This window comes from Stenotrophomonas sp. YJH_SMC_53, assembly GCF_059369995.1.
On sequence record NZ_JCAFTF010000008.1, the window covers coordinates 166967 to 192866 of the forward strand.

Below are 25900 nucleotides of genomic sequence, written 5' to 3' on the forward strand. Positions count from 1 at the left end.
CATATCCGCGAGGTGATGCCCGCCTCGGGTTTCATCGACAGCGGCATCGTGCATGGATTGGACGAAGGCGATCCGGAGCTGATCTACCGCTTTTCCGGCAGCTGATCGAGATACGTGGTCACCTTTGCGTCCAGCAGGTCCATCAACACCGGATCCATGCAACGATAGTCGTCGGGGATGTCCAGGCAATGCAGGCGCTTGTGTTCCAGCAGGCGCGCGTACGCGGCCCGCAGGCGATGCTGGTGCTTGGCCTCCATCACGAAGATGACATCGGCCCAGCGGATATCCGCCGAGCCGATGGGGCGTCGTGCGTGCGGGCTGGTGCCGGCCGACAGCGCGTTGAAGCCGGGCCGCCGTCGCCACATGGCTTCGGCGGTCGGGCTCCGCAGCTGGTTGCGGCTGCAGACGAACAGCAGGTTGATCATTCCTGTTCCTGCAGTTGCCGGGCGCTGAGGACCGGATAGGTGAAGCCCAGCTGGCGTGCACGCGCGAGCTTGGCATCGCGCGTATACAACAGCTTCCAGCTCTTCTCGGGCTTGTAGCGGCAGGCGGTCGTGGCGCGGTCGCCACCACGATTGCGGGCCTGGCTGCGACGCCAGGCACGGTTTCTTGCAGATTCCATGATGTGTTCTCGTGAGTACCGGGTTCAGCAGCCGCGGTAGTACGAGTGGCGCGCAGCATACACCGCACGCACAAAAAAGCCCACGCATCGCTGCGCGGGCTTCTTGATTCATCACAGTGGTCGGGACGGCCGGATTCGAACCGACGACCCTCTGCCCCCCAGGCAGATGCGCTACCAGGCTGCGCTACGCCCCGACTGATGCTGCGATGTGCCCGCCAGTGCGGCGGGCCGTGAAGTATAGCGGATTACGATGGAAATTGGATCAGCGGCGCAGCAACTGCAGCACTTCTTCCAGCTCCATGCGCACCTGCTTGATGATCTGGTTGCTCAGCGCCGATTCCTCGCGAGCATCGGGACCATCCAGGCGCAGGCGTGCACCACCGATGGTGTAGCCCTGTTCGTACAGCAGGCTGCGGATCTGCCGCACCATCAGCACGTCATGGCGCTGGTAGTAGCGGCGGTTGCCTCGGCGCTTGGCCGGCTCAAGGCTGGGAAACTCGGTTTCCCAGTAGCGCAGGACGTGCGGCTTGACGTCGCACAGCTCGCTGACCTCACCGATGGTGAAGTAGCGCTTGGCCGGGATCGGCGGTAGTTCGCGATTACTGCCCGGATCCAGCATAAGCTTCCACCCTCTCCTTGAGCTTCTGGCCCGGCCGGAAGGTGACCACCGTACGGGCGGAAATCGGAATTTCCTCGCCGGTCTTCGGGTTGCGACCCGGGCGCTGGTTCTTGCGCCGCAGATCGAAATTGCCGAAGCCCGACAGCTTCACCTGACGTCCCTGTTCCAATGCTTCACGCAGCACATCGAAAAACGCGTCGACGAATTCCTTGGCTTCCCGCTTGTTCAGACCGACTTCGTCGAACAGCTTTTCCGCCATCTCCGCCTTGGTCAATGCCATTGCCTGCTACCCCCGAGTGCCGTCCGCTCAGCCGCGGATCCGGGCGTGGTATTCACGCTCGATGGCAGTGACCGCCTCGGCCACCACCGCATCCACGTCGCGGTCCGTCAGAGTGCGCGACTTGTCCTGCAAAATCAAGCCCATAGCGAGACTCTTGAATCCCGGCTCGACGCCCTGGCCGACGTAACGGTCGAACAGGTTCAGGTCGCGCAGCAGCGGGCCGGCGGCCTGGCGGACGGTGGCCGCCAGATCGGCCCAGGCCACCTGTTCAGGCACCAGGAACGCCAGGTCGCGACGCACCGCCGGGAAGCGCGACAGCTCGCCGGCACGTGGCAGGCGACGGGCGGTCAGCGGTTCCAGATCCAGCTCGAAGGCGTAGACATCGGCCTCGATATCCATCGCCTTGGCCAGACGCGGGTGGATCTGGCCGATCCAGCCGATCGCCACGCCATCGCGGAACACCTCGGCCGACCGCGCCGGGTGGCCGTAGGCACGGGCCGACGGGCGGAACTCCAGTACCGCACCACTGGCAGCCGCCAGCGATTCCAGGTCGCCCTTCAGGTCATGGAAGTCGACCTTGCGAGTCGGCAGGCCCCACTGCACCGCCTGCGCGTCACCGCAGACAGCTGCCGCCACGCGCGGCGTTTCCAGCGGTGCCGGTTGGCCATCTCCGGCCTGCTGGGCGAACACGCGGCCGAGCTCGAACAGGCGCACGCGGCCGAGCTGGCGGGCGGCGTTGCGGCCCAGTGTGGCGACCAGGCCCGGCAGCAGCGACGGACGCATTACCGCCAGTTCGGCCGACAGTGGATTGGCCAGTGGCACCAGGCCGTCGCGCAGCTGCCACTGGGCCAGCAGCGCATCGTCGACGAAGGCGAAATTGACGGTTTCCTGCTGGTCACGGGCGATCAGCTGGCGGCGCACGCTCAGCGCGTCCAGCTGGGTCTCGCTCGGCATCGCCACGCGGGCGGCACCGCCCGGCAGCGTGGTCGGGATCTGCTCGTAACCGTGGATGCGGGCCAGCTCTTCGATCAGGTCTTCTTCAATGGCGATGTCGAAGCGGCGGCTCGGCGCGACCACCTGCCAGCCGTCGGCAGCAGCAACCACGTTCATGCCCAGCGCGCGCAGGATGCGCTCGACTTCCGCATCGTCGATGGTGATGCCGAGCACGCGGGTGATGCGGGCGCGGCGCAGCACGATGGTTGCCGGCTGCGGCAGATCGGCTTCACGCACGGCCTCGGTAACCGGCGCCGGGGTGCCGCCCGCCAGGTCCAGCACCAGGCGAGTGGCGTACTCGATCGCGATGCGCGGCAGCGCCGGATCGACGCCGCGCTCGAAGCGGTGGCCGGCATCGGTGTGCAGGCCCAGCTTGCGGCCACGGCCCATGATCGCAGCCGGCGCGAAGTGCGCGGCTTCCAGGAACACGGCGGTGGTTGCGTCGGTGACACGGGTGTCGAAGCCGCCCATCAGGCCAGCCAGGCCGATAGCACGATCGGCGTCGGTGACCACCAGGAAGCTGTCGTCCAGCGCCGCATCGCGGCCGTCCAGCAGCTTCAGCGTCTCGCCCGCGCGCGAACGGCGCACGGCAATGCTGCCCTGCAGGGTGCCGAGGTCGTAGGCGTGCATCGGCTGGCCCAGCTCCAGCATCACATACTGGGTGATGTCGACCAGCAGCGAGACCGGACGCACGCCACTGCGGCGCAGGCGCTCGGCCATCCACAACGGAGTCTTGGCGGCGGCGTTGACGCCCTCGATGACACGGCCCAGGTAACGCGGCGCTTCGGCGCCGGCGTCGAGCTGGATGCTCAGCTCACGGCTGCCGACTGCCGGAATGGCCTCGGCAGCGAAGTCCAGCACTTCGCTGCGGGTGGCGGCGGCGACGTCATAGGCGATGCCGCGCAGGCTGAAGCAGTCGGCGCGGTTCGGGGTCAGCTTGATCTCGATGCTGGCGTCCGGCAGGCCCAGGTAGTCGACCAGGGCCTGGCCGACCGGCGCGTCATCGGGCAGCTCCAGCAGGCCGGAGGCATCGTTGTCCAGGCCCAGCTCCTTGGCCGAGCACAGCATGCCGTTGGACTCGACGCCGCGCAGCTTGGCCGGCTTGATCTTCAGCTCGCCGATCTGCGCACCCACCATGGCCAGCGGCGCGACCAGGCCCGGGCGCGCGTTCGGTGCGCCGCAGACGATCTGCAGCAGTTCGCCCTGCCCGGCATCGACCCTGCACACCTGCAGGCGATCAGCTTCGGGATGGCGCACGGCCTCGACGATGCGCGCCACGACCACGTGATCGAGGCCTTCGCCCAGCGCGGTCACTTCTTCCACTTCCAGGCCGATGGCGGTCAGCACTGCACTCAGTTCATCGCGCGAGGCGCCGGTCGGGACATGGCTGCGCAGCCAGTTTTCGGAGAATTTCATGGTGTCACCCTGGTGGGCCCGGCGCATGCGCCTGGGCCTGCGAATTTAGGAGCAGCCGAGCATGGCTCGGCTCTACATGGTTGCGGCTTACGCGAACTGTTTCAGGAATCGCACGTCGTTCTCGAAGAACGCGCGCAGATCGTTGACGCCGTAACGAAGCATCGCGAAACGCTCCACGCCCATGCCGAACGCGAAGCCGGTGTAGCGCTCCGGATCGATGCCGACGTTGCGCAGCACGTTCGGATGGACCATGCCGCAGCCCAGCACTTCCAGCCAGCGGGTGCTGCCGTCGGGCTGCTGCCAGGCAATGTCCACTTCCGCGCCCGGCTCCACGAACGGGAAATAGCTGGGGCGGAAGCGCATCTCGAAGTCGCGCTCGAAGAAGGCGCGCACGAACTCGGCCAGCGTGCCCTTCAGGTCGGCGAAGGTCGAATGCTCGTCCACCAGCAGGCCTTCCACCTGGTGGAACATCGGCGAATGGGTCTGGTCGCTGTCGCTGCGGTACACCTTGCCGGCGGCGATCATGCGCAGTGGCGGCGCGTGGTCGCCCATGTAGCGCACCTGCACGCCGGACGTGTGCGTGCGCAGCAGGCGGCCGTCGCCGAAGTAGAAGGTGTCGTGCATGGCGCGCGCCGGATGGTGCGGCGGGAAGTTCAGCGCCTCGAAATTGTGCCAGTCGTCCTCGATCTCCGGCCCTTCCGACAGCTCGTAGCCCAGCCGGCCGAAGATGCCGGTGATGCGCTCCAGGGTGCGGGTGATCGGGTGCAGGCCGGCACGGTCGCCGTTGCGGCCCGGCAGGGTGATGTCGATGGCTTCGGCGGCCAGGCGCGCATCCAGCGCTGCGTCTTCCAGCAGCGCCTTGCGCTCGCCCAGCGCGCGGGTCAGCGCGTCGCGGGCCTGGTTGATCGCTTCACCAGCGGCCTTGCGCTCGTCCGCCGGCAGGGCGCCGAGCTGCTTGAGCTGCGAGGTGATGCTGCCACTCTTGCCAAGCAGGGCCACGCGCAGCTGTTCCAGCACGTCGGGACTCTGTGCGGCGGCCACATCGGCCAGCGCCTGGGTGGTGAGGGATTGGATGTCGCTCATGGGGGGCCGGAACTCCAGTCGATCTGCCATCGCGATGCGCGAAGGGCCGACCCCTGTCGCCACCGCCGTCCCCGCGCTGCCGCCATGGCCTCGCCGGAACCCAAAAAAGAATGGGGAAGGACTTGCGCCCTTCCCCATGCATTGCCTTGACCTGACACCGTTCCGAGTGAACGGTTACGGCATCGGGAAGGACTTATGCCGCCAGCGCGCCCTTGGCCTTTTCGGCCAGCGCAGCAAAACCGGCTGCGTCGTGCACGGCGATGTCAGCCAGGACCTTGCGATCCAGGGTGATGCCAGCCTTCAGCAGGCCGTTCATGAAGCGGCTGTAGCTCAGGCCGTTGATGCGGGCAGCCGCATTGATACGGGTGATCCACAGCGAACGGAAGTTGCGCTTCTTCTGCTTACGGCCGATGTAGGCGTACTGCTGTGCCTTGATGACCGCCTGCTTGGCGACGCGGAAGACCTTGCGACGGGCGTTGTAATAGCCCTTGGCGAGATCCAGAATCTTCTTGTGGCGGCGACGCGCCTGTACGCCACGCTTAACTCGTGCCATTTTTCAGTTCCTCAGAGGTAAGGGAGCATGCGGTCCAGACGGCCTGCGTCTTCTGCACGGACATGGCCCGTCTGACGCAGATTACGCTTACGCTTGGTCGCTTTCTTCGTGAGGATGTGGCTACGGTTGGCGTGGCCGCACTTGTACTTGCCCGAGGCGGTCTTGCGGAAACGCTTGGCCGCTGCCCGGTTGGTCTTGATCTTGGGCATTGCAATGTCCTTGATGGGATATGACCCTGGTTTCTGACTGATCTGGCGGCGGCCTGGGCCGCTCTTTCCGTCCTGCCATGATCGGCGTACGACCCGTCCTGGGTGGGTCGAGCCGGGCATGATACAGGCAAAACCGCCCTGCCACCAGCCCCTGCAGCCCTTTCGCCGGCACTTCACCGGCATCCTGCAAAAGCAAAGGGACGCCAGCGGCGTCCCTTTATCCTGAACCATTCAGCCAGGCGCCCCGGAAGGCGGCCCGTCCGGCCTCAGGTTTTCTTCTTCGGCGCGATCATCATGACCATCTGACGCCCTTCCAGGCGCGGACGGGATTCAATGACGATGTCCTCGCCCAGATCGGCCTCGATCCGGTTGGCCATTTCACGACCCAGTTCCTGGTGGCTCATTTCACGGCCACGGAAGCGGATGTTGACCTTGATCTTGTCGCCATCTTCAAGGAACCCGCGCATCTTGCGCAGCTTGATCTGGTAGTCGCCCTCGTCCGTGACCGGACGGAACTTCACTTCCTTGATCTCGACCTGCTTGGTCTTCTTCTTGGCCTCGCTGGCCTTCTTCTGCGCTTCGAACTTGAACTTGCCGAAGTCCATGATCTTGCAGACCGGCGGATCGGCCTGCGGCTGGATCTCGACCAGGTCCAGGCCTTCATCTTCGGCCATGGACAGCGCTTCGTCGCGCGACAACACGCCGATCATTTCTCCGTCACTGCCGATCACGCGGACGCGCGGCACACGGATTTCCTGATTCTTGCGGTTCTGTTTGTTGTCAGGGGTGCTGATATTACGTTCTCCCAAGGGTATCGAACCGGTCCGGGTGCCTGTGCGCCCGGACCGGACCTTTGCTTACGCGCCCTCGGCCTGGAGCCGCTCGATGAAGGCCTGCAGGCTCATGCTGCCCAGGTCTTCGCCAGAACGCGTACGCACCGCCACAGCCCCATTCTCCTTCTCGCGGTCACCGATGACCAGCAGGTAGGGCACGCGCTGCAACGTATGCTCGCGGATTTTATAGCCGATCTTCTCGTTACGCAAATCCGAGCTGACGCGGAAGCCTTGCTCCGCAAGGGTTTTGGTCACGCCCGAGACGTAGTCGGCCTGGGCGTCGGTGATGTTGGCCACCACCACCTGGGTCGGTGCCAGCCAGGCCGGGAACTGGCCGGCATGGTGCTCGATCAGGATGCCCAGGAAGCGCTCCATCGAGCCGACGATGGCGCGGTGCAGCATGACCGGGTGCTTCTTCTGGCTGTTCTCGTCCACGTACTCGGCGCCCAGGCGGCCCGGCATCATGAAGTCGACCTGCATGGTGCCCAGCTGCCAGGTACGGCCGATCGCGTCCTTCAGGTGGTACTCGATCTTCGGGCCGTAGAAGGCACCCTCGCCCGGCAGCTCCTGCCATTCCACGCCACAGGCGGTCAGCGCCGAGCGCAGCGCGCCTTCGGCCTTGTCCCAGGTGGCGTCGTCACCCAGGCGCGACTCCGGACGCAGCGCGATCTTGATCTGGATCTCGTCGAAGCCGAAGTGCTGGTAAACCGCCAGCGCCTGCTGGTGGAAGGCCGTCACTTCCGACTCGATCTGGTTTTCCGTGCAGAACACGTGGCCGTCGTCCTGGGTGAAACCACGCACGCGCAGGATGCCGTGCAGCGCGCCGGACGGCTCGTTGCGGTGGCAGGAACCGAACTCACCGTAGCGGATCGGCAGGTCGCGGTAGCTGTGCAGGCCCTGGTTGAACACCTGGATGTGGCCCGGGCAGTTCATCGGCTTGACCGCGTACGTGCGCTTCTCCGATTCGGTGAAGAACATGTTGTCCTGGTAGTTGTCCCAGTGGCCGGACTTCTTCCACAGGCTCACGTCCAGGATCTGCGGGCAGCGCACTTCGCCGTAGCCGCTGCTGCGGTAGACCTTGCGCATGTACTGCTCGACCACCTGCCACAGTGCCCAGCCCTTCGGGTGCCAGAACACCAGGCCCGGGGCTTCTTCCTGCAGGTGGAACAGGTCCTGCTGCTTGCCGATGCGGCGGTGGTCGCGCATCTCGGCTTCCTCGATGCGCTTGATGTACGCCTCCAGCTGCTTCTTGTCAGCCCAGGCGGTGCCGTAGATGCGCTGCAGCTGCTCGTTCTGCGCGTCGCCGCGCCAGTAGGCGCCGGAGATGCGGGTCAGCTTGAAGGCCTTCAGGAAGCGCGTGTTCGGCACGTGCGGGCCCCGGCACATGTCCACGTATTCCTGGTGGTAGTACATGCCCATCGCCTGGATGTCGTCGGACATGTCTTCGATCAGGCGCAGCTTGTAGTCCTCGCCACGGGCCTTGAAGATCTCGATCACCTCGGCGCGCGGCGTCATCTTCTTGATGACGTCGTAGTCCTGGGCGATCAGTTCACCCATGCGCTTCTCGATCGCGGCCATGTCGTCCGGCGTGAACGGGCGCTCGGAATAGATGTCGTAGTAGAAGCCCTCGGCGATCACCGGGCCGATCACCATCTTCACGTCCGGGTACAGCTGCTTGACGGCGTGGCCGACCAGGTGGGCGCAGGAGTGGCGGATGATCTCCACGCCCTCCTCGTCCTTGGCGGTGATGATGCGCAGGCTGGCATCGTGGTCGATGACGTCGCTGGCATCGACCAGCACGCCATCGACGGAACCGGCGATGGTGGCCTTGGCCAGGCCGGCACCGATCGACTGGGCGACGTCCATGACGCTGACGGGATTTTCGAACTCGCGGCGGCTGCCGTCGGGAAGGGTAATGTTGATCATCGCAGTGGCTTCGTGCGGGGCCCGCGGGGCGGGCTGGAAAGCGTTCCCGGGCCGCGGCCCGGGCAATAAAAAAGCGCCGCGAGGGCGCCTGGAACACAGGGCCTTCGGGGGCAGGTCAACAGTGGGCGGTGGTAGTGCTCATGTCGCACGCTCGGCCGGCGCTGGGCGCGGGCCACCTTGTTCCAGTCAGGAGTCTGCGACGATCTTAAACCAGCGCACCGGAAAGCCCAAGGGCTGCCGTGCGGTCCGCTGAATGGCCGGCGCTGGCGGCGTGAAAACGCAATGATTACCATGTCCGCGCAGCCCGCCCCGTGCCAGCCTGCCCGCTTCCCCCAGGACCTCGTGATGCGCCACCCGCTCCGACCGGCTCCCGCCGGCCCCGCCCGTGCCCCGCGTTCGCCGGCCCACTGCCGCGGCGCCCGCCCGCAATGATCACCGTCGGCCTTTCCACCCTGGGCTTCTGCAGCCTGGGCATGCTGGCAGCGATGTTTTCGGCACTGGCCTTCTACGCCGCCTCGCCGCACTGCCGTTGGCCCCGCCTGCGCCGCGCCGGTCGCCTCGGCCGCCAGATCGGCCTGGTCGCCGCCGCTGCTGCCCTGTGGTTGTGGATGGCCGAACTCGGCTTCGCTGCCGGTCTGGTGGCGATGCTGTGCACCTGGATGCTCGCCGCGATGCTGCTGCCGGCGCTGGCCGCCTGGCATCGCCCGGGCACGGAGTCGCCGTGATGTGGTCGCGCGCCATCGCCGGCATCATCGCTGGCTTCCTGCTTGCGGCCGCCGCCACCGGCCTGCTGGCCTGGCTGCCGCCCGGCCCGTGGCAGCGCGCACTGGTGCCGACCCTGATCGCCTTCATCCCGTTATGGATGCTGGCCGCCCTGTGGGCGTTCAGCTTCCGCAGCGCACTGCGCGCCTGGCTGGTTCTGGGTGGCAGCGCCGCGGCCGGCTTCGCCGTGCTCGGGCTGCTGCGCCTGACCGGCGCGGTGCAATGAGAGCTCCCCCATGAAGTTCAGTTCGCAGACGCTGCGCACGTTCACCACCCTGCACACCTGGGTCGGCCTGGTCGCCGGCTTCGGCCTTTTCGTGGCCTTCTATGCGGGTGCGCTGACCCTGTTCCATCACGACTTGCCGCTGTGGCAGACCCCGGGCGCAGCCACCGCCTTGCCGGCGGGCCTGGACGATGCGCAGTACCTGCTGGAAGACGTACTGGCGACACACCCGGAGGCCCGCCGCCACGTTGGCATGACCTTCCCCGGCACCGAACACCCGCAGCCCCTGGCGTACTGGCAGGCCGATGACGGCAGCTGGCGCTACGCCTGGCCGGGCCAGATCGCCGGCAGCCCCTCGCCGCCGCAGACCGGACTGGCAGAACTGGTCAACGAACTGCACTACAGCCTCGGCCTGCCGGTGGCCGGCATCTATGTGATGGGCATCGTCAGCCTGCTGTATGGCATGGCGCTGCTGAGCGGCCTGGTGATCCACCTGCCGAGGCTGTTCGGCGACCTGTTCGCGCTGCGCCCGGGCCGCAACCTGAAGCAGCTGTGGCAGGACGCGCACAACGTGATCGGCGTGCTCAGCCTGCCTTTCCACCTGATGTTCGCAGTCACGGGCGCCCTGCTGTGCCTGGTGTTCGTGCAGATGGCCCTGCTCAATCCGCTGATCTACGACGGCAAGGCGCTGCAAGCGGTACCGACCGCGATGGACACTGCGCCGGTGCGCGATGCCAGCGGGATTCCGGCGCCACCGGGCAGCCTGCGCGTGCTGCATGCGCGCGCACTTGAAGTGGCCCGCGCGCAGGGCGTGGCCAACTTTGAACCGGCCTACCTGAAGCTGGCCAATGGCGGCGATGCCAACGCCACGATCGAGATCACCGGCGAGGCCAGTGGCACCCTCGGCCCGCTTGGTGCCGTGGCATTGGACGTCGCCACCGGCAACCTGCTCGCGTCGCAGCTGCCGGGCCAGCGCGACGCCAACCACGCCACGCTCAGCGCCGCCTACGCGCTGCACTTCGGTGAGTTCGGCAACGGCGTGGTGGTCTGGCTGTACTTCCTGCTCGGCCTCGGCGGTGCGTTCCTGTTCTACTCCGGCAACCTGCTGTGGATCGAGTCGCGGCGCAAGCGTCGCCAGCCACAACAGCCACGTGCCGGTGTGAACATGGCGCGGGCCACGGTCGGCGTGTGCATCGGCCTGTGCGTGGCGATCTCGGTCGCGTTCGTCACCGCACTGGTGCTGGAGCGGCTGGCACCGTCGGCGGTCGACCACGGCATCCGCTGGGCCTGCTTCGGCAGCTGGGCAGCCTGTGCGCTGTGGGCTGCACTGCGCCGCCCCGCGCAGGCCGCGCGCGAACTGCTGTGGGCCGCAGCGATCAGCACTGCACTGGTGCCGGTCCTGCACGGTGCACTCAATGGTGACTGGCTGTGGCGCGCCGCCGCGCGTGGCCAGTGGCCGCTGTTCTGGATCGATGCCATCGCGCTGGCCATGGCCTTCGGCTTCGCCCGCCTGGCCGTCGCCAGCCAGCGCCGCGCCCGCAACGGCGATCCGAACAGCGTCTGGGCGAACTGAAGCGTCGCCGGACACGAGCCGGCGCTACCGCTGCGGGCGCTCTTCGCCCGGGTAACGACTCACTTCGATCAGGTTGCCATCCGGGTCGCGGAAGTACACTGATTCGATCGGTCCCAGCGCACCGGTACGCGCGACCGGCCCCTCCTCCACCACAATGGCCTGCGCCTGCAGGTGTGCCAGCACATCGACCATCACTGTGCGCGTGACCAGGCACAGATCGGCACTCCCCGGCGTGGGTCGCAGCGCATGCGGCTGCAGTGGCGCATTGGCCGGATGCAGGTTGATCTTCTGCTGGCCGAACTGCAGCGCGCTACGTCCCGCGCCGAAGCGTACGACCTGCATGCCGAGCACGCGCTGGTAGAAGTCACAGCTGCGTTCGATGTCGGCGACGGTGAGAACCAGGTGGTCCAGGCGTTCGAGATGGATCATGCGCAAAGCGTAGCGCCGCCGGCGTCATCGCACTGTGCGGTGTCGGGTCGCTGGCGTTGCGGCATGGCGCCGGGCATCGGCCCGGTGCCAGCAGGCGACTCAATCGCCGATGCGCGCCTTCTGCCACGGGCCGAGCATGGCGTTGAGCAGGCTGGCCTGCTCGTCGTCGCCGGTCAGCTCCCACATGAACACTCCGGCCAGGCCCTGCTCGCGGGCGAACTGCGCACGCAGGCCGATCGAACGCGGGTCCTCATAGCTGATGAGGATTTTCTGCCCGGCGTTGTACAGCCACGGGCTCTGCGCCTGCGGCTGCCAGTGCCTGGTCCAACCCGGCTGGTCGAGATAGCGCGCCTTGATCACCCGCCAGTCGCCGGCATCGGCCGGTGCACTGTAGGGCTGATACAGGCCGTCCGGTGCATCGCCGGTGACCTTGAAGCCGCGCCCGTAGAACGGCACGCCCAGCACCAGCTTGTCGGCCGGCACGCCATGTTCACGGTAGTACTGCACGGCGCCGGCCACGTTGTTCCAGCGGCGCAGCTCCGGCGCCAGCGGATCGGCCGGCACTTCATGCAAGGGCGCATTGAAGGTCGACACCGACGAGAAGCCGGTGCCCATGTCGTAGCTCATCAGGTTGATGAAATCGAACACCCTGGCCAGCGCCGGCAGGTCGTAGCTCGCCGCTGGATCATAGGGACCGTCGGTCTGCAGGCGGCCGGCGGCCAACGCGGCGGTCAGCAGCATCGGCTGGCCCACCTTGCGACCGCGTGCATCGAGTGCCTGGCGGAAGGACTGCGCAAGCCGGGTCAGGTTGGCGCGATCCTGCGGGCGATGCGCCAGCTCCTTCGGTCCGCCACTGACCGGGAATTCCCAGTCGATGTCCACGCCATCGAAGCTGCCGGCGTGGCGTTCGAAGAACAGCGCCATGCACGAATCGACCAGGCGCCTGCGGCTGGCCTCGGTCAGCGCTGCATCGGAGAACCCACCCGCGCCCCAGCCACCGATCGAAATCAGCGTGCGCAGGTGCGGATGCGCCTTCTTGAGTTCGGCCAGTGCGGCGAAATTCTTCGGCGCTTCCGCACCGACCGTGCAGCGGCCGTCCTCGATGGTGGAGAACGCGTAGAACAGGTGGGTCAGGCGCTCGGCCGGAATGCTCGACACCGGATAGCGCTCGGCCGATCCGCCAGGGTAGTAGGCGCCGAAGATCGGCGGCTGTGCGGGCGCTGCGTGCGCGGCAATGGGCAGGGCACCGGCAATCAGCACGGCAAGGACGGCCACGGTCTGGCGGAACATGGGATCTCCCGGTTCAAAGGCGCCGTCACGTTAGCAAACCGATGGGGCTGTGGTGCGGATGTCGCGGCATGTCGTCCCATGGACAGGTGCGATCCGTGCAACCGTGACAGAACGATGGCCGCGTGGCGGCGATCATGCACTGCAGCAGGACATGCAGCGACCTGGATGAGCTTCTCTTCACAACATCGAGGCAAAGAAAAAGCGGGCCGAAGCCCGCTTTTTCATTTGCGAAAGCGTGAGGACCAACGGTCCTCACCCACCGCACGATCAGCAGTACCGATTATTCGGCGCTGGCGCCTTCGCCCTCTTCGACTGCCTTCATCGACAGGCGGATACGGCCCTGCTTGTCGACTTCCAGCACCTTGACCTTGACCACATCGCCTTCCTTCAGCTTGTCGCCGACCTTCTCGACGCGCTCGCTGGAGATCTGCGACACGTGGACCAGGCCGTCCTTGCCCGGCAGGATGGTAACGAACGCACCGAAGTCCATGATCTTGGCGACCTTGCCTTCGTAGATGCGGCCCGGCTCGACGTCCGAGGTGATCTGCTCGATGCGGGCCTTGGCAGCCTGGGCAGCGATGGCGTTGACCGACGCGATGACGATGGTGCCGTCGTCCTGGATGTCGATCTGGGTGCCGGTTTCCTTGGTGATGGCCTGGATGGTCGAGCCACCCTTGCCGATCACTTCGCGGATCTTGTCCGGGTGGATCTTGATGGTCAGCAGGCGCGGCGCGTAGTCCGACAGCTCCTCACGCGGAGCGGTCAGGCCGTGGGCCATTTCACCCAGGATGTGCAGACGGCCAGCCTTGGCCTGCTGCAGGGCCTGCTTCATGATCTCTTCGGTGATGCCTTCGATCTTGATGTCCATCTGCAGGGCGGAAATGCCCTCAGCGGTACCGGCCACCTTGAAGTCCATGTCGCCCAGGTGATCTTCGTCACCCAGGATGTCGGACAGGACCACGAAACGGTCGCCTTCCTTGACCAGACCCATGGCGATGCCTGCCACCGGGGCCTTCACCGGCACGCCGGCGTCCATCAGCGCCAGCGACGAGCCGCAGACCGAGGCCATCGACGAGGAACCGTTCGACTCGGTGATTTCCGAAACGACACGGATGGTGTACGGGAAGGCTTCCAGCGACGGCATGACAGCCAGCACGCCGCGCTTGGCCAGACGACCGTGGCCGATTTCGCGGCGCTTCGGGCCCATCATGCGGCCGCACTCGCCCACCGAGAACGGAGGGAAGTTGTAGTGGAACAGGAAGTTTTCCTTGTACTCACCGGCAACGGCATCGATGACCTGGCCATCACGGGCGGTGCCCAGGGTGATGGTCACGATGGCCTGGGTTTCGCCGCGGGTGAACAGCGAGGAACCGTGGGTACGCGGCAGCACGCCAGTCTTCACGGCGATCGGGCGGACGGTGTCCAACGCACGGCCGTCGATACGGACCTTGGTGTCCAGCACCGAGTCACGCATGGTGCGGTATTCCAGCTCGCCGAATTCCTTCGACAGCTCGGCCGGGTTCCAGCCTTCGGCGGCCACGCGGCCCGCCAGGGCTTCGAACACGTCCTTCTTGATCGCCGAGATGGCGTCACGGCGCTGCAGCTTGTCGCGCACCTGGAAGGCTTCGCCCAGGCGCGGGCCGATGGCTTCCTTCAGCGCGGAGATCAGCGCGTCGTTCTTGGCCGGGGCTTCCCAGGTCGACGGCTTGGTGCCGGCTTCGACGGTCAGCTCGTTGATCGCGTTGATGACCTTCTGCATTTCGCGGTGACCGAAAGTCACGGCGCCCAGCATCACTTCTTCGGACAGCAGCGCGGCTTCGGATTCGACCATCAGCACGGCGTTGGAGGTACCGGCAACGACCAGTTCCAGCTGCGAGTCAGCCAGTTCGCTGACGGTCGGGTTCAGGATGTACTCGCCGTTCTTGTAGCCGACCTTGGCAGCGCCGATCGGGCCCATGAACGGGGTGCCGGCCAGGGCCAGGGCAGCCGAGGCGCCGATCAGGGCCGGGATGTCGCCATCCACGTCCGGGTTCAGCGACATGACCGTGGCGATGATCTGCACTTCGTTCTTGTAGTCTTCCGGGAACAGCGGACGGATCGGACGGTCGATCAGACGCGAGATCAGCGTTTCCTTCTCGGTCGCACGGCCTTCACGCTTGAAGAAACCACCCGGGATGCGGCCGCCGGCGTAGAACTTTTCCTGATAATCGACGGTCAGCGGGAAGAAGTCCTGGCCTTCGCGCGCGCTCTTGGCGGCGACGGCGGTGACCAGCAGTACGGTGTCGTCCATCTTGACGATGACCGCGCCGCTGGCCTGGCGGGCGACTTCGCCGGTCTCAAGCGTGACGGTGTGCTTGCCGTACTGGAAGGTTTTGGTGATTTTTGCCACGGAGGGTGTCCTTGGGGATGCTGTCTGCGAATTTGGACCGTCGGCGACCCTTGCCGCCAGCGGGTGGCCGGATCGTTCCGGCCTGAATCGGGGATTGCGGTGCTACAAAACAAAACCGCGGCGCATCGCTGCGCCGCGGGGGATTCGTTGCTTAGCGACGCAGGCCAAGCTTTTCGATCAGGGCCTTGTAACGCTCGACGTCCTTCTTCTTCAGGTAGTCGAGCAGGCTGCGACGGCGGTTGACCATCTGCAGCAGGCCGCGGCGGCTGTGGTGATCCTTCTTGTGGGTCTTGAAGTGGCCGGTCAGCAGTTCGATGCGGGCGGTCAGCAGGGCAACCTGGACTTCCGGGGAGCCGGTGTCAGCGGCGCTGCGCTTGTTGTCTTCAATGACCTTCTGGGTGTCGATCGACATTTCTTTTTTCTCTGTGATGCGTGGCCGGCAGGAACGCGCTTCGCGCACCGCCAGGCTCGCCGTGGACTACGAGGATGAAACCTGCGCGAGGCAGGTTGCCGGAAAACGGCCGCGAAATTGTAACGGCCAGGGGCTTCCGGGACAAGGACCGGGGCTGAACCACCCTGCCCCGGTCAGAGGTTGAAACGGCGCTGCGGGGCCAGCAGGCCACTGTCGTCGACCTGGCCCAGGCCCTGGACAGCATCGTCCGGACCGAACACGGCCACCAGGCCATGCGGCCAGGACGCGTCACGCTGGCGCTGGCCGACGCAGAAGCGGTGGGTCTGCCCGGCATCGAGGTCGACCCGCGGGTATCCAGCCAGGCCGGCTGCCAGCGGCAGCAGCAGCGCGTCCATGCCCGCCTCGTCGCCGGCCTCGGCCATCGCCCGCAACTGGTCCAGGGTGACCATCGCCGGCGCGCGGAACGGTTCGACCCACAGCCGACGCAGCGCGCTGATGTGGGCGCCACAGCCCAGGCGTTCGCCGAGATCGCGGGCCAGGCTGCGGATATAGGTGCCGGAGCCACAGGTCACGCGCAGGTGCAGGCGCCCGGGCAGCTGTTCGAGCACCTCGATCGCGTGCACCTGGACCTCGCGCTCCGGAGCCTCGATGGCCTCGCCGCGGCGGGCCTTCACATACAGCGGTTCCCCGCCCTGCTTCAGCGCCGAATAGATCGGAGCCCGCTGACGGATGTTCCCCGTCAGTGGCGCCAGCGCAGCCTGCAGGGCCTCGGCGCTGATCGCCGGCACCGGGCGCTGCACCAGCACCTGGCCCTCGGCATCATCGGTATCCGTGGTCTGGCCGAGGACGATCTCGGCATCGTACGCCTTGGCCGAACCCAGCAGCAGGCCGGCGATCTTGGTGGCCTCGCCGAAGCATAGTGGCAGCAGGCCGGTGGCCAACGGGTCGAGGCTGCCGGTGTGGCCACCCTTCTCGGCACGGAACAGGCGGCGCGCCACCTGCAGGGCGGCGTTGGAGCTCATGCCGGTCGACTTGTCGAGCAGCAGGATGCCATCCAGGCGGCGGAACTGAATTCGGGTCATGGCAGGAATGTGTAGGGCCGAGCCATGCTCGGCTGCCGCAGCGCGGTCTGCGTCAGACGTCGCACAGCCGGAATGCAACGACGCCGGGCATGCCCGGCGTCGCGCGGTTATTCGTCGTCGCTCGCGCGACGCTTCTCCGCGGCCAGCGTATCGGGCAGGTCGCGCAGGATGTTGTCGATGTGCTCACCACGGTCGACCGAGTCGTCGTAGTGGAAATGCAGCTCCGGCACGTGGCGCAGCTTCATCGCGCGGGCCAGGTCCATGCGCAGGCGGTAGCCCAGCTCCTTCAGGCCGGCCACGGCTTCAGCCGAGCGTTCCGGCATCAGGGCGGTGACGAACACCTTGGCATGGGCCATGTCGCGGGTGATTTCCACGTCGGACACGCTCACCGAGGGCAACCCGTGCTCGCGCACGGCGTTGTGCACCAGGGTGCCGAGTTCACGGCGCAGCTGGGCGGAGACACGGTCGGTTCGATGGAAAGTCTTGGGCACGAGCAGCTCTTGGTTCAGTTGTCGCCCGACCAACGGTCGGGCGCTACCTTTGATTCGATTGTCGCCCGACCAACGGTCGGGCGCTACAGGTACATGATAGGGCCCGACCGTTGGTCGGGCCACCTTGCAGCATTACAGGGTGCGCGGCACTTCGATACGCTCGAAGCACTCGATCTGGTCGCCCGGCTTGACGTCGTTGTAGGCCTTCACCGCGATACCGCATTCGGTACCGTTGCGGACTTCCTCGACGTTCTCCTTGAAGCGACGCAGCGATTCCAGCTCGCCCTCGAAGATCACCACGCTGTCGCGCAGCACGCGGATCGGCTTGTTGCGCTTGACCACGCCCTCGATGACCATCGAGCCGGCAACGGCGCCCAGCTTGGAGCTGCGGAAGACGTCGCGGACCTCGGCGATACCGATGATCTCTTCGCGGATCTCCACGCCCAGCAGACCGGATGCCACCTGCTTCACCTGATCGATCACGTCATAGATGATCGAGAAGTAACGCAGGTCGACGCCGTTGGATTCAATGATGCGACGGGCCGAAGCATCCGCACGCACGTTGAAGCCGATGACGGTGGCCTTCGAAGCAGCCGCCGAGTTGGCATCCGATTCGGTGATGCCGCCGACGCCGGAGTGGATCACGTTGATGCGGATGTCTTCGTTGGACAGCGCGACCAGTGCCTGGCTCAGGGCTTGCACCGAACCCTGCACGTCGGCCTTGATGACCAGGTTGAGGACCTGCTGGCCCTCGCCCTTGCCCAGGGTCGCCATGATGTCTTCCATGCGGCTGCCAGCGGTGGCGACCAGGCGCGATTCACGGCGCTTGGTCTCACGCTGCTGGGCAACATCCTTGGCCAGGCGCTCGTCCTCGACCACCACGAAGTCGTCTCCGGCTTCCGGCACACCGGACAGGCCCAGGACCTGCACCGGGATCGACGGGCCGGCGAACTCCGGCTGCTTGCCGGTTTCGTCGAACAGCGCACGCACGCGGCCGTACTGGATACCGCACACCAGGTAGTCGCCCTTCTTCAGGCGGCCCTGCTGCACCAGCACCGTAGCGACCGGGCCGCGGCCCTTGTCCAGCGACGATTCGATCACCACGCCCGAGGCGCGACCTTCGTCGACGGCCTTCAGTTCCAGCAGTTCGGCCTGCACCGACACCGCGTCCAGCAGGTCGTCGATGCCCAGGCCGGTCTTGGCCGAGATCTCCACCATCTGGATGTCACCACCGAACTCTTCGGCCACGACCTGCTCGGAGAGCAGCTCGTTCTTGACCCGCATCGGGTCGGCACCGGACTTGTCGATCTTGTTGATCGCCACGATCAGCGGCACACCCGCCGAACGGGCGTGCTGGATCGCTTCCTTGGTCTGCGGCATGACGCCGTCGTCGGCAGCAACCACCAGCACCACGATGTCGGTCAGCTTGGCACCGCGGGCACGCATCGAGGTGAACGCGGCGTGGCCCGGGGTATCCAGGAAGCTGATGACGCCCTTGGGCGTCTCGACGTGGTAGGCGCCGATATGCTGGGTGATGCCGCCGGCTTCGCCGTGGGCAACCTTGGTGCGGCGGATGTAGTCCAGCAGCGAGGTCTTGCCGTGGTCCACGTGACCCATGATGGTGACCACCGGCGGGCGCTGTACGGCTTCGCCCTGGTTTTCACCGGTCGAAGCCAGCAGCGCGTCTTCGGCATCGTTGTCGTTGGCACGGATCGCCTTGTGGCCGAGTTCTTCGGTCACCAGCGCAGCGGTGTCGTGGTCGATGGACTGGGTGATGGTCGCCATCACGCCCATCTTGAACAGCGCCTTCACCACCTCGCCGCCCTTCAGCGCGAGCTTCTGCGCCAGGTCGGCCACGGTGATGGTCTCGCCGATCGCGACTTCACGCACGACCGGTGCGGTCGGGCGTTCGAACGCGTGCGGACCGGCATTGTTGCCACCACGCGACATGTCGCGACGGCCACCGGACTGGTTGCGGCCACCCGGACGTCCACGCGAATTGCTGTTGTTGCTGTTGCCACGACGCGCACGGTCGGCGGCCGACAGGTGCATCTGGCCGGCGAAGCGGTCGCCCGGGCCACGCTCGTTGCGCGGCGCGCTGCGGTTGTTGCGCTCGTCGTTGCGCGGCGGCGGCGGCGGAGCACCACGCGGCGCAGCCGGGGCGGCGGCCGGGGCGCGCGGCGGGCGCGGCGCGGTTTCGTCGATCGGAGCACGCTTGGGCTTGCTGGCGGCCAGTGCCTCGGCCGCCTTGGCCGCAGCCGCAGCTTCCTCGGCGGCCTTCTTCTCGGCCTCGGCGCGTTCCTTGGCGGCAGCCTCTTCCTCACGGGCACGGACGATGGCCTCGTCGCGCAGACGATCCTTCTCGGCCAGGGCCTGCTGTTCGGCGAGGTTGCGCGCACGCGACTCTTCCAGCTTGCGCAGGATGTCGGCGCGCTCTTCGTCCGGCGTCATGGCGCGAGCACCATCCTTGACGTAGGTACGCTTCTGGCGCACCTCGACATTCACGGTCGTCTTGCTGCGACCGGAATTGACCGTCACTTCCTGCTGCTTCCGGCGGTTGAGCGTGATCTTCTTTGCAGACTGATCGGTCTCTTCCGGGGCCTGCTCGGGCTTGCCGTGCGAACGACGAAGGAAGCCCAGGAGCTTTACCTTCTCGGAGCTGGTCACGACCTGGTCGGGACCGCTGAACTTCATGCCGGCACCGGCCAGCTGTTCCAGCAGTTTTTCGACCGGCGTGTTGACCAGTTCGGCAAGCTTGCGGATGGTGGTTTGCTGCGACATTCGGATCCTATGATCTTGTGGGCGCCCCCCCGCATCTGGAGGTGGCGCGGATTCTACGCCCTGAGCGGCTCAGGGCCCTGTTCATTGCCGGCTCATTCGCCGCGTTCCAGTCGGGCGATCTCCTCGGCACGGGCGGCCAGGATCAGCGCAGCGGCGCGCGCCTGATCCAGTCCTTCGATGCCGAAGTCCATGACCTCGTCGGCGGCCAGGTCGGACAGGTCCTCGCTGGTACGCACGCCGTGGCCGGCCAGCGCATATGCGGTGGCTTCGTCCATGCCCTTCAGGGACAGCAGGTCCTGCGCCGGCTGGCCGTCTTCAAGGCCTTCCTCGACTGCCAGGGCCTCATTGAGCAGCGCATCGCGGGCACGAGCGCGCAGCTCTTCGACGATGTCCTCGTCGAAACCTTCCACGGCCAGCAGTTCGCCGACCGGGACATATGCGATTTCCTCGACGGTGCCGAAGCCTTCGCTGACCAGGATGCCGGCGATTTCCTCGTCCACTTCCAGTTTGTCCATGAACAGCTGGCGGGCGGCAGCCTGCTCGGCCTCCGACTTGGCAGTGACCTGGTCCTGGGTCATCACGTTGAGCTGCCAGCCGGTCAGGCGGCTGGCCAGGCGCACGTTCTGGCCGCCCTTGCCGATCGCCTGGGCCAGGCGGTCTTCGGCAACGGCCAGGTCCATCGAGTGCTTGTCCTCATCGACGATGATCGACTGCACTTCGGCCGGAGCCATCGCGTTGATGACGAAGTTGGCCGGGTTGTCGTTCCACAGCACGATGTCCACGCGCTCGCCATTGAGCTCGTTGGACACGGCCTGCACGCGCGAACCGCGCATGCCGATGCAGGCACCGATCGGATCGGTGCGCTGGTCGTGGGCCAGCACGGCGATCTTGGCGCGGTCGCCCGGATCGCGGGCGCAGGCCTTGATTTCCACCAGGCCCTGGCCGACTTCCGGCACTTCCAGCTTGAACAGCTCGATCATGAACTCCGGCGCGGCGCGGCTGATGAACAGCTGCGGGCCACGCGGCTCCGAGCGCACTTCGGCCAGGTAGCCGCGCACCCGGTCGCCGGCACGCAGCACGTCGCGCGGAATGCCCTTGTCCTTCGGAATGAAGCCTTCGGCATTGCCACCGAGATCGACGTAGATGTTGCCGCGCTCGGCGCGCTTGACCACACCGGTGATCAGCTCACCCACGCGATCCTTCCATGCATCCACGACCTGCTGGCGCTCGGCTTCGCGCACGCGCTGGACGATGACCTGCTTGGCGGCCTGGGCAGCGATGCGGCCGAAGTCCGGGTTCTCGATCTGCTCTTCGATGTAGTCGCCGACCTCGACGCCTTCGGCCTCGTCGACGGCGTCCATCAGGCGGATCTGGCGATCCGGCGATTCCATGACCACGTCATCGGCCACCACTTCCCAGCGGCGGAAGGTTTCGTAGCTGCCATCCTTGTGGTCGATGACCACGCGGGTCAGCACTTCCTCCTCGGGATAGCGCTTCTTCGCTGCCGAGGCCAGGGCGGCCTCGATGGCATCGAAGATCACTTCACGCGGCACGCCCTTCTCGTTGGCGACTGCGTCGACTACCAGCAACAGTTCCTTGCTCATTGGCTCACTCCGCGCGCGGCTTCTTTGCCGCCGGCTCGTTGGAAGAAGAATTCGTGTTCGGCTTCGGACGCTTCGGCGCCGGACCGGTCGGCTTGCTCGGGGCCAGCCCCAGCGCCACCCAGTCGGGCATGATCCGTGCCTTGTCGATGTTGTCGGCCGACACGACCACTTCAGCCTTGTCGACGATGAAGGTGATGGTGCCCGCAGCCTCGTCGATCGCTTCGATGCGGCCCTGCAGGCGACGACGGTTGTCCTGCGGCAGCTTCAGCGTGACCTTGGCCGATTCACCCTGGTGGCGGCCGAACTGCTCCAGGTTGAACAGCGGGCGGTCCACGCCCGGCGAGGACACTTCCAGCGTGTAATTGCCGCTGATCGGGTCTTCGACGTCCAGCTGCGCCGAGACTTCGCGGCTGACCCGCTCGCAGTCGTCGACATTGATGATGCGCTCGGGCTGTTCAGCCAGCGGCACGTCGATGTAAAGGCGCAGGGTCGCACCGCCGGGGGCCGGCAGATACTCAACGCCCAGCAGCTCCAGGCCCAGCGACACAACGGTCGGGGCGAGCAGATTCGCGATGTCGGTTGCCTTGTCGCTCACAGCCTGCCTTGATCTCTATGGTTGGGTGCCGGCCTTGGCCGGCGTGGAAACATGACGCCCCGGAAACGACAAAGGGCCCGTTGGGCCCCTTTTCCGGAAAGACTCCGGTGACTGGATTCCGGTTGCAACCTGCATTGCCTGCCGGTTGCGGCCCTCCTTCCGGGTCCGGACTCCCGCTGGGAGGCCGCCTTCAGGGGTACTGCTAGGCCGCTGATGATAGCGGCTGCACCGCGCTGGTGCAAGGTGCGGACCCGGGGTCAGATCCCTTTTCCACGGGAAAAGGGATCTGACCCCGATCACGCAGAAACGACGCAGACCCCAAAGAAAAACGCCCTCGAAGCAGGACTTCGAAGGCGATTTCTCTACTTGGTAGCGGGGGCAGGATTTGAACCTGCGACCTTCGGGTTATGAGCCCGACGAGCTGCCAGACTGCTCCACCCCGCATCAGAAGCGGAATTATGAGCGGTTGCTCCAAAAACTGCAAGCCTCCCCTCATTCATCAAATCGGTTGGCGCCGATCCGAAGTTGGTAGCGGGGGCAGGATTTGAACCTGCGACCTTCGGGTTATGAGCCCGACGAGCTGCCAGACTGCTCCACCCCGCACCGGAAGTGTTTGAACTGCTGCCCTGCTCTTTCGAGGGGGGCTACCGCAACGATGTTCTGGCTGAACCGCTGCAGTGACAACTCAGGCTGCGCATATTACACGAATCGCGCAGCTTTGTGTCAACTTTTATGCAAGATGCGCAAATGCCTGCTGGCACCAGACCATGATCGGGTTCCAGGCCAGGCCCAAGGCCAGCAGCGCCAGGGCATTGACACCCAGCACCACACCCAGCACGCGGTCGTTGTTGCGCGGCATGGCCTCGCCCACCGGCTCATCGAAGTACATGACCTTGATGACGCGCAGGTAGTAGAAGCAGCCGACCACGGCGCACAGCACGCCCAGGATGGCCAGCCACAGCAGGCCGCCGTTGACGGCCGCGCCCAGCACCGCCAGCTTGGTCCAGAAGCCCAGGAACGGCGGGATGCCGGCCAGCGACGCCATGATGCACAGCACCAGGCCGGCCATCCACGGGTTGCGGGCATTGAGGCCCTTGAAGTCCTCGATGTTCTCGGCTTCAAAACCGGCACGCGACAGCGCGATGATCGCGCCGAAGGCGGCGGTCGACATGATGGCGTAGGCCAGTGCGTAGAACAGCGCAGCGGCATAGCCCTGTGCGCCACCACCGGCGATGCCCATCAGCAGGAAGCCGATGTGCGAGACGGTGGAGAACGCCAGCATGCGCTTGAGATTGCTCTGCGCGATGGCCATCAGGTTGCCGATGACCAGCGAGACTGCGGCCAGGCCGGCGATCAGCAGCTGCAGTTCGGTCGACAGCGGACCCACGCCCATTTCCAGCAGGCGGTAGGCCATGCCGAAGGCGGCCAGCTTCGGCGCCGAGCTGATGAACAGTGCGATCGGTGCCGGGGCCCCCTGGTACACGTCCGGCAGCCACATGTGGAACGGTGCCGCACCCAGCTTGAAGGCGACGCCGGCGATCATGAACACCGCACCGGTGATCAGCAGCACGCGCTCTTCCGAGTGCGGGATGGCGTCACGGATGACGTCCAGGTGCAGGCTGCCTGTAGCGCCGTAGATCAGAGACATGCCGTACAGCAGCAGGCCAGAGGCCAGCGAGCCGAGCACGATGTACTTCATCGCCGCTTCCGAGGCCAGGCCGTTCTCGCGGTTGCTGGCGACCAGGGCGTAGGAGCACAGCGCCAGCAGTTCCAGGCCCAGGTAGACCATCAGCAGGCTGCCGGCTGACACCAGGATCATCATGCCGGCGGTGCCGAACAGGATCAGCACCGGGATCTCGCCCTGGAACAGGTTGCGCTCACGCAGGTAACGCCAGCCGTAGACCAGGGTCAGGCCGCTGAGCAGCACGATCCCGGTCTTCATCACGTCCGCGGCGGTATCGCGCACGAACATGCCATGGAAGACCTCGCCCTGCCCGCCCACGCCGGTGGCCAGCATGAACAGCACCACGGCCAGCGCAGCGAGCGAGAACAGGTGGGTGACGATCTTGTTCCGGTTGCTGACGAACAGGTCGAGGATCATCAGGGCGAAGGCGCTGCCGATCAGCACCAGCTCGGGAGCGAGTGGTGGCAGGTCAGCGGCGGTCAATGGCAGCAGCGGCGAGGTGGTCATCATCAAATCCTGGAATTACAGCAGCTTGCTGGATGCGATCTGCATCGCCAGCTTCGCGATCGAGGGCTCCATCAGGTCGGTCAGCGGCTTGGGATAGATGCCCAGGGCCAGCACGCCGATGGCGAACACGCCCAGCACCAGCCATTCGCGGCCGTTGATGTCCTTCAGTTCGGCAACATGGCTGTTGGCCACTTCACCGAAGAAGATGCGCTTGTACAGCCACAGGGTATAGGCGGCGCCGATGATCAGGGTGGTGGCCGCGCCCAGCGCGATCCACGGATTGCGCTGGAAGGCCGACAGGATGACCATGAACTCGCCGACGAAACCGCTGGTACCGGGCAGGCCCGCGTTGGCCATGAAGAACAGCATGGCGAAGGTGGCGAACCACGGCATCACGTTGACCACGCCGCCGTAATCGGCGATGCGGCGGCTGTGCATGCGGTCGTACAGCACGCCGACACAGGAGAACATCGCGCCGGAGACGAAGCCGTGCGAGATCATCTGCACCATGGCGCCCTGCAGGCCCAGGCGGGCGGCATCGGCGTTGCCGGCTTCACGGACCAGCCACAGGGCAATGAAGGTGCCCAGGGTGACGAAGCCCATGTGCGCGATCGACGAATAGGCGATCAGCTTCTTCATGTCGTCCTGTACCAGGGCGACCAGGCCAACGTAGATCACTGCGATCAACGACAGCGCAATCACCAGCCAGGCCCATTCCTGCGACGCGTCCGGGACGATCGGCAGGTTGAAGCGCAGGAAGCCATAGCCACCGATCTTCAGCGCGATGGCGGCCAGGATCACCGAACCGGCGGTCGGCGCTTCCACGTGGGCGTCCGGCAGCCAGGTATGGACCGGGAACATCGGCACCTTGACCGCGAAGGCGATCAGGAACGCGAAGAAGATCCAGGTCTGTTCCTTGGCCGACAGTGGCAGTGCATACAGGTCGGCCAGCTGGAAGCTGCCGCCCTTCATGTACAGGTAGATCAGTGCCACCAGCATCAGCACCGAGCCGAGGAAGGTGTACAAGAAGAACTTCAGCGCAGCGTAGATGCGACGCGGGCCGCCCCAGACACCGATGATCAGGAACATCGGGATCAGCATCGCCTCGAAGAACACGTAGAACAGCATCGCGTCCGTCGCCGCGAAGATACCGACCGTGACGCCTTCCAGGATCAGGAAAGCCGCCACGTACTGGTTCACGCGCTTGTCGATGGCGCTCCAGGCGCCGATCAGGGCAAGCACGCTGACCAGGGTAGTCAGCAGGATCAGCGCCACGGCAATGCCGTCCACGCCCAGGTTGTAGCCGATCTTGTACGCCGGGATCCAGGCATGGGTCTCGACGAACTGCAGACCGTCGATGCCCGCGTTGTAGCCGCTCAGCAGCGAGAGGCTCGCCACGAACGTCAGCACCGCTACGCCCAGCGACGCCCAGCGGGCGGTCTGCGCATCACGGATCGCAAGGATCAGGGCGCCACCGATGATCGGCAGCCAGATGAGGACACTGAGTAGAGGCCAGTTCGACACGTCTTCTTATTCCGTACAGG

Annotated in this window: 24 protein-coding genes, 3 tRNA genes and 1 pseudogene; 4 read left to right on the plus strand and 24 right to left on the minus strand. The window is 65.9% G+C overall.

The features are described 5' to 3' along the window. Positions 1-18: 18 nt before the first annotated feature. Positions 19-105: pseudogene (locus AC5P7X_RS14605) on the plus strand (GNAT family N-acetyltransferase); the annotation flags it as partial. On the opposite strand, the gene AC5P7X_RS14610 reads toward AC5P7X_RS14605, so the two are convergent. From AC5P7X_RS14610 to thrS, 11 genes are all read right to left on the minus strand, one after another. Beyond that, complete coding sequence (locus tag AC5P7X_RS14610; protein WP_053499243.1) at positions 84-425, minus strand: low molecular weight protein tyrosine phosphatase family protein; 342 nt, start codon at positions 423-425, stop codon at positions 84-86. The pseudogene AC5P7X_RS14605 and the gene AC5P7X_RS14610 overlap by 22 nt on opposite strands. Then, positions 422-622: a hypothetical protein gene (locus AC5P7X_RS14615; RefSeq protein WP_053499245.1), complete on the minus strand. Its 201-nt coding sequence runs from the start codon at positions 620-622 to the stop codon at positions 422-424. Before AC5P7X_RS14615 ends, AC5P7X_RS14610 begins: the two co-directional genes overlap by 4 nt. A 117-nt stretch (positions 623-739) precedes the next feature. Next, positions 740-816, minus strand: a tRNA-Pro gene (locus AC5P7X_RS14620). A 68-nt stretch (positions 817-884) separates the two neighbouring features. Then, positions 885-1241 (minus strand): MerR family transcriptional regulator, encoded by a 357-nt coding sequence (locus AC5P7X_RS14625; RefSeq protein ID WP_005410431.1) that lies wholly within the window; start codon positions 1239-1241, stop codon positions 885-887. After that, on the minus strand, positions 1222-1521 hold the full coding sequence (locus AC5P7X_RS14630; protein WP_005410432.1) for an integration host factor subunit alpha: 300 nt from the start codon (positions 1519-1521) through the stop codon (positions 1222-1224). The genes AC5P7X_RS14625 and AC5P7X_RS14630 overlap by 20 nt, the downstream gene beginning before the upstream one ends. A 27-nt stretch (positions 1522-1548) precedes the next feature. Continuing rightward, the gene (gene pheT, locus AC5P7X_RS14635; protein WP_495215064.1) at positions 1549-3930 is read right to left on the minus strand and encodes a phenylalanine--tRNA ligase subunit beta; all 2382 of its coding nucleotides are present in this window, start codon (positions 3928-3930) and stop codon (positions 1549-1551) included. An 87-nt stretch (positions 3931-4017) separates the two neighbouring features. Next, positions 4018-5013 (minus strand): phenylalanine--tRNA ligase subunit alpha, encoded by a 996-nt coding sequence (locus tag AC5P7X_RS14640; protein WP_005417865.1) that lies wholly within the window; start codon positions 5011-5013, stop codon positions 4018-4020. A 193-nt stretch (positions 5014-5206) separates the two neighbouring features. Next, on the minus strand, positions 5207-5566 hold the full coding sequence (gene rplT, locus AC5P7X_RS14645) for a 50S ribosomal protein L20 (RefSeq protein ID WP_005410435.1): 360 nt from the start codon (positions 5564-5566) through the stop codon (positions 5207-5209). A gap of 11 nt (positions 5567-5577) precedes the next feature. Next, complete coding sequence (gene rpmI / locus AC5P7X_RS14650) at positions 5578-5775, minus strand: 50S ribosomal protein L35 (RefSeq protein WP_005410436.1); 198 nt, start codon at positions 5773-5775, stop codon at positions 5578-5580. A 266-nt stretch (positions 5776-6041) separates the two neighbouring features. Beyond that, on the minus strand, positions 6042-6584 hold the full coding sequence (gene infC / locus AC5P7X_RS14655; RefSeq protein WP_019660568.1) for a translation initiation factor IF-3: 543 nt from the start codon (positions 6582-6584) through the stop codon (positions 6042-6044). 48 nt (positions 6585-6632) lie between these two features. Further along, the gene (gene thrS, locus AC5P7X_RS14660; RefSeq protein WP_279946236.1) at positions 6633-8534 is read right to left on the minus strand and encodes a threonine--tRNA ligase; all 1902 of its coding nucleotides are present in this window, start codon (positions 8532-8534) and stop codon (positions 6633-6635) included. 428 nt (positions 8535-8962) lie between these two features. Here thrS and AC5P7X_RS14665 point away from each other — a divergent pair, with 428 nt between their 5' ends. From AC5P7X_RS14665 to AC5P7X_RS14675, 3 genes are read left to right on the plus strand one after another with little or no spacing between them, the layout of a single operon-like run. Then, complete coding sequence (locus AC5P7X_RS14665; protein WP_005410439.1) at positions 8963-9259, plus strand: hypothetical protein; 297 nt, start codon at positions 8963-8965, stop codon at positions 9257-9259. Next, positions 9259-9522: a hypothetical protein gene (locus AC5P7X_RS14670; RefSeq protein ID WP_049452537.1), complete on the plus strand. Its 264-nt coding sequence runs from the start codon at positions 9259-9261 to the stop codon at positions 9520-9522. Before AC5P7X_RS14665 ends, AC5P7X_RS14670 begins: the two co-directional genes overlap by 1 nt. Positions 9523-9532: 10 nt before the next feature. Beyond that, on the plus strand, positions 9533-11092 hold the full coding sequence (locus AC5P7X_RS14675) for a PepSY-associated TM helix domain-containing protein (RefSeq protein ID WP_053499249.1): 1560 nt from the start codon (positions 9533-9535) through the stop codon (positions 11090-11092). A gap of 24 nt (positions 11093-11116) precedes the next feature. Here AC5P7X_RS14675 and AC5P7X_RS14680 read toward each other — a convergent pair whose 3' ends face one another. From AC5P7X_RS14680 to AC5P7X_RS14740, 13 genes are all read right to left on the minus strand, one after another. Then, positions 11117-11521 (minus strand): VOC family protein, encoded by a 405-nt coding sequence (locus tag AC5P7X_RS14680; protein ID WP_005417880.1) that lies wholly within the window; start codon positions 11519-11521, stop codon positions 11117-11119. A 99-nt stretch (positions 11522-11620) separates the two neighbouring features. Continuing rightward, positions 11621-12811, minus strand: a complete 1191-nt coding sequence (locus AC5P7X_RS14685; protein WP_053499251.1) for a glycoside hydrolase family 18 protein — start codon at positions 12809-12811, stop codon at positions 11621-11623. A gap of 280 nt (positions 12812-13091) precedes the next feature. Further along, positions 13092-15200, minus strand: a complete 2109-nt coding sequence (gene pnp, locus AC5P7X_RS14690; protein ID WP_049413671.1) for a polyribonucleotide nucleotidyltransferase — start codon at positions 15198-15200, stop codon at positions 13092-13094. Between the two features lie 151 nt (positions 15201-15351). Further along, the gene (rpsO, locus tag AC5P7X_RS14695) at positions 15352-15612 is read right to left on the minus strand and encodes a 30S ribosomal protein S15 (protein WP_005417886.1); all 261 of its coding nucleotides are present in this window, start codon (positions 15610-15612) and stop codon (positions 15352-15354) included. A gap of 173 nt (positions 15613-15785) precedes the next feature. Continuing rightward, entirely contained in the window at positions 15786-16694 is a 909-nt protein-coding gene (gene truB / locus AC5P7X_RS14700) for a tRNA pseudouridine(55) synthase TruB (protein WP_005417888.1), read from the minus strand. A 107-nt stretch (positions 16695-16801) separates the two neighbouring features. Then, positions 16802-17185 carry a 30S ribosome-binding factor RbfA gene (rbfA, locus tag AC5P7X_RS14705; protein ID WP_053499257.1) on the minus strand — a complete coding sequence of 128 codons (384 nt, stop codon included), beginning with the start codon at positions 17183-17185 and terminating at the stop codon, positions 16802-16804. A 132-nt stretch (positions 17186-17317) separates the two neighbouring features. Next, positions 17318-19966, minus strand: coding sequence for a translation initiation factor IF-2 (gene infB, locus AC5P7X_RS14710; protein WP_053499259.1), 2649 nt, complete (start codon positions 19964-19966; stop codon positions 17318-17320). 92 nt (positions 19967-20058) lie between these two features. After that, a complete protein-coding gene (nusA, locus tag AC5P7X_RS14715) occupies positions 20059-21570 on the minus strand; it encodes a transcription termination factor NusA (protein WP_005417911.1) in 1512 nt (503 codons plus the stop codon). 4 nt (positions 21571-21574) lie between these two features. Beyond that, positions 21575-22165 carry a ribosome maturation factor RimP gene (gene rimP / locus AC5P7X_RS14720; RefSeq protein WP_005417913.1) on the minus strand — a complete coding sequence of 197 codons (591 nt, stop codon included), beginning with the start codon at positions 22163-22165 and terminating at the stop codon, positions 21575-21577. 367 nt (positions 22166-22532) lie between these two features. Further along, a tRNA-Met gene (locus AC5P7X_RS14725) sits at positions 22533-22609 on the minus strand. Positions 22610-22691: 82 nt separating this feature from the next. Continuing rightward, positions 22692-22768: transfer RNA gene (locus AC5P7X_RS14730), tRNA-Met, on the minus strand. A 127-nt stretch (positions 22769-22895) separates the two neighbouring features. After that, complete coding sequence (gene nuoN / locus AC5P7X_RS14735) at positions 22896-24356, minus strand: NADH-quinone oxidoreductase subunit NuoN (protein WP_005417915.1); 1461 nt, start codon at positions 24354-24356, stop codon at positions 22896-22898. 15 nt (positions 24357-24371) lie between these two features. Continuing rightward, positions 24372-25880, minus strand: coding sequence for an NADH-quinone oxidoreductase subunit M (locus tag AC5P7X_RS14740; protein ID WP_005410452.1), 1509 nt, complete (start codon positions 25878-25880; stop codon positions 24372-24374). Positions 25881-25900: the final 20 nt, after the last annotated feature.

Excerpts from the sequence above, each read along its gene's own strand:
- AC5P7X_RS14610 (WP_053499243.1), bottom strand. The coding sequence starts at position 425 with ATGATCAACCTGCTGTTCGTCTGCAGCCGCAACCAGCTGCGGAGCCCG.
- AC5P7X_RS14615 (WP_053499245.1), bottom strand. The coding sequence starts at position 622 with ATGGAATCTGCAAGAAACCGTGCCTGGCGTCGCAGCCAGGCCCGCAAT.
- AC5P7X_RS14625 (WP_005410431.1), bottom strand. The coding sequence starts at position 1,241 with ATGCTGGATCCGGGCAGTAATCGCGAACTACCGCCGATCCCGGCCAAG.
- AC5P7X_RS14630 (WP_005410432.1), bottom strand. The coding sequence starts at position 1,521 with ATGGCATTGACCAAGGCGGAGATGGCGGAAAAGCTGTTCGACGAAGTC.
- pheT (WP_495215064.1), bottom strand. The coding sequence starts at position 3,930 with ATGAAATTCTCCGAAAACTGGCTGCGCAGCCATGTCCCGACCGGCGCC.
- AC5P7X_RS14640 (WP_005417865.1), bottom strand. The coding sequence starts at position 5,013 with ATGAGCGACATCCAATCCCTCACCACCCAGGCGCTGGCCGATGTGGCC.
- rplT (WP_005410435.1), bottom strand. The coding sequence starts at position 5,566 with ATGGCACGAGTTAAGCGTGGCGTACAGGCGCGTCGCCGCCACAAGAAG.
- rpmI (WP_005410436.1), bottom strand. The coding sequence starts at position 5,775 with ATGCCCAAGATCAAGACCAACCGGGCAGCGGCCAAGCGTTTCCGCAAG.
- thrS (WP_279946236.1), bottom strand. The coding sequence starts at position 8,534 with ATGATCAACATTACCCTTCCCGACGGCAGCCGCCGCGAGTTCGAAAAT.
- AC5P7X_RS14665 (WP_005410439.1), top strand. The coding sequence starts at position 8,963 with ATGATCACCGTCGGCCTTTCCACCCTGGGCTTCTGCAGCCTGGGCATG.
- AC5P7X_RS14670 (WP_049452537.1), top strand. The coding sequence starts at position 9,259 with ATGTGGTCGCGCGCCATCGCCGGCATCATCGCTGGCTTCCTGCTTGCG.
- AC5P7X_RS14675 (WP_053499249.1), top strand. The coding sequence starts at position 9,533 with ATGAAGTTCAGTTCGCAGACGCTGCGCACGTTCACCACCCTGCACACC.
- AC5P7X_RS14680 (WP_005417880.1), bottom strand. The coding sequence starts at position 11,521 with ATGATCCATCTCGAACGCCTGGACCACCTGGTTCTCACCGTCGCCGAC.
- AC5P7X_RS14685 (WP_053499251.1), bottom strand. The coding sequence starts at position 12,811 with ATGTTCCGCCAGACCGTGGCCGTCCTTGCCGTGCTGATTGCCGGTGCC.
- rpsO (WP_005417886.1), bottom strand. The coding sequence starts at position 15,612 with ATGTCGATCGACACCCAGAAGGTCATTGAAGACAACAAGCGCAGCGCC.
- truB (WP_005417888.1), bottom strand. The coding sequence starts at position 16,694 with ATGACCCGAATTCAGTTCCGCCGCCTGGATGGCATCCTGCTGCTCGAC.
- infB (WP_053499259.1), bottom strand. The coding sequence starts at position 19,966 with ATGTCGCAGCAAACCACCATCCGCAAGCTTGCCGAACTGGTCAACACG.
- nusA (WP_005417911.1), bottom strand. The coding sequence starts at position 21,570 with ATGAGCAAGGAACTGTTGCTGGTAGTCGACGCAGTCGCCAACGAGAAG.
- nuoN (WP_005417915.1), bottom strand. The coding sequence starts at position 24,356 with ATGACCACCTCGCCGCTGCTGCCATTGACCGCCGCTGACCTGCCACCA.